Here is a 2,442-nt window from a genome sequence, read left to right on the forward strand (position 1 = left end):
TAGGTAGAACGAAGGAATGTAGGGACATAGATCCTGAGAGATATGGGAGGTTAAACTACCATGGAAATGTGGAGTTCCAATAAGCGACCATATTTTTAAAAATAATAGTTAAGTTTTAGATTACTTTATCCTTGCAATTCCAAATATTAATTGGTTTTAATAATTAAATCCATATTACTTTTTTATAAGAAAATAAATTTCTAAGAATAAGTGAGCATGAGTGAGATAAATTTAATTTATAGAGGGAGTAGTGATATGGGAAAAAAGAAGAAAAAATACCCCAAAGAAGTTAAAGAGTCAGTTCTTAAAAGGTTAATGGCTCCAACAACTGATACAGTTAAAACTTTGTCTGAAGAATTAGGTATACCTAAGACAACAATATATGAGTGGAAAAGAAAAAACAATAAAAAAACTAATAATCCTAAACCAGTTAACAAGTGGACTACTAAAGATAAGTTTCAAGCATTACTTGAAACAGCACGCCTTACAGAAAGAGAAATAGCTCAATATTGCAGAAGAAAGGGAATCTATGTTAATGATATAAATAGTTGGGAAGAACAGTTTCTTAAAGCCGATACATCAAATCTAGAAGACTCACAAAAGTTAAAAAAAGATTTAAAAGAAGAAAAAGACAAAATAAAAAAGCTTGAAAAAGGAACATTGTATAATTAAATGCACGGATAGTGCAAAAAATAAATGACACATATGAATACCTCATATATAATGTTAAATAACCACAAATAACATAAAGTGAGGTATTGATATGTGCCAAGATAATTATAACACAAATGAGAACAAAGGTGAACACTTAAAATGGGAAGATAGAAAAGTAATAGAACACTTGTATAATCAACAAAACAAGTCTCCCAAAGAGATTGCACAAGAGTTAGGTAGACATAGAACTACAATAAGCAGAGAGGTTAAAAAAGGCAAAATAGAGCTATTAAATTGGGACTATACAATTAGAATAGAATATGATTCATTAAAGGCTCAAAAGGTATATGATCAAAATGCTACAGCTAAAGGAGCTAAAATAAAAATAGGTAAAGATCACAGGTTAGCTGAGTTTATAGAGGAAAAAATCAAAGATAAGTATTCTCCAGAAGTAATTGCAGATATGATAAAAAATAGTGAAGATTTTGAAATAGAATTACATTGGAAGACTATCTATAATTATATAGATAAAGGCATCCTATTTGTAAGTAGAGAAGAGTTGACCTATGGTAATTATAAAAAGTCTAAAAAGACAAAGAAGAAAGAAAAAGAATCAACTAAAAGGCGTAAAGAAGGTAGAAGAATATCAGATAGGCCTAAAGCAGCTGATGAGAGGTTAGAAGTAGGTCATTGGGAAATGGATCTAGTAGAGGGTAGAAAGGGAAAAGGAGAGCCTTTCTTATTAGTTCTAACGGAGAGGTATAGTAGAAAAGAAATAATAGAGATTATACCTAATAAGACGCAGGAAGCTGTAATAAGAGGTCTGGATCGAATAGAAAGAAGAATAGGAGTAAAGAAGTTTAGAGAATTGTTCAAGACTATTACAACTGATAATGGGAAAGAATTTTATAACTATACAGGAATAGAGACTTCTTTTACAGGAAGTAAAATTCCAAGGACAAAGCAATATTATGCTGATGCTTACTCTTCTTGGCAAAGAGGGAGTAATGAGAACTTAAATAAAATGATTAGAAGGTTTTTGCCAAAAGGAAGTAGCTTTAAGAATCTTAGTAGAAATCAAATTAAAAGAATTGAAAAATGGATTAATAATTATCCTAGGAAGATGTTTGGTTTTAAAAGTTCTAATAATATATTTGAAATAGGTTTAAATGTAGCATAAATAAACACATCATATGAGGTATTTTTTTCCATAAAGGCTGTGCATTTTATATTGCAATTTTCAAAAAGCTTGAAAAAGAATTACGACGTAAAGAAAAAGCCTTAGCTGAAACAGCAGCATTACTAGTATTAAGAAAAAAAGCAAATGCGATCTGGGGGGACCCAGAGGAAGAATGATCAGTGATTCAGATCGCACTATAGCAGTAGAACTGATCGATGAAGCAAGAACTAACGGTGCTAGATTAAAACCAGCCTGTGAGGTATTAGACATTAGTGAACGAACTTATCAAAGGTGGACTAAAAATGGAGATGTAAAAAAAGATCAAAGACCATTAGTTAAAAGATCTAATCCTAAAAATAAATTATCAGAAGAAGAGCGTCTAGAGATAGTCAAAACAGTTAACAGTCCTAAGTTTGCCGACTTACCACCATCACAGATAGTTCCTAAACTAGCAGATGAGGGTAAGTACCTAGCATCAGAATCAACTATCTATCGAATATTGAAAGAAGAGAAGATGAATACTCATAGGAGTAGATCTAAGGAACCTGTAAAGAGAGAGCCACCAACACATATAGCTACAGCTTCTAATCAAGTATGGACTTGGGATA

General features: G+C 31.4%; 3 protein-coding genes. All 3 read left to right on the top strand.

The genetic code is table 11. The features are described 5' to 3' along the window. The first annotated feature begins 255 nt into the window (after positions 1 to 255). The gene (locus tag HALSAC_RS15805; RefSeq protein ID WP_051412197.1) at positions 256 to 672 is read left to right on the top strand and encodes a transposase; all 417 of its coding nucleotides are present in this window, start codon (positions 256 to 258) and stop codon (positions 670 to 672) included. 91 nt (positions 673 to 763) lie between these two features. Continuing rightward, complete coding sequence (locus tag HALSAC_RS0111245; RefSeq protein WP_027340341.1) at positions 764 to 1,834, top strand: IS30 family transposase; 1,071 nt, start codon at positions 764 to 766, stop codon at positions 1,832 to 1,834. A gap of 172 nt (positions 1,835 to 2,006) precedes the next feature. Next, positions 2,007 to 2,442: helix-turn-helix domain-containing protein (locus HALSAC_RS0111250; protein ID WP_027340342.1), on the top strand; the 436-nt coding region annotated here is incomplete at its 3' end.

The organism is Halonatronum saccharophilum DSM 13868, assembly GCF_000517025.1.
GTDB classification, from domain to species: Bacteria; Bacillota; Halanaerobiia; order Halobacteroidales; family Halobacteroidaceae; genus Halonatronum; species Halonatronum saccharophilum.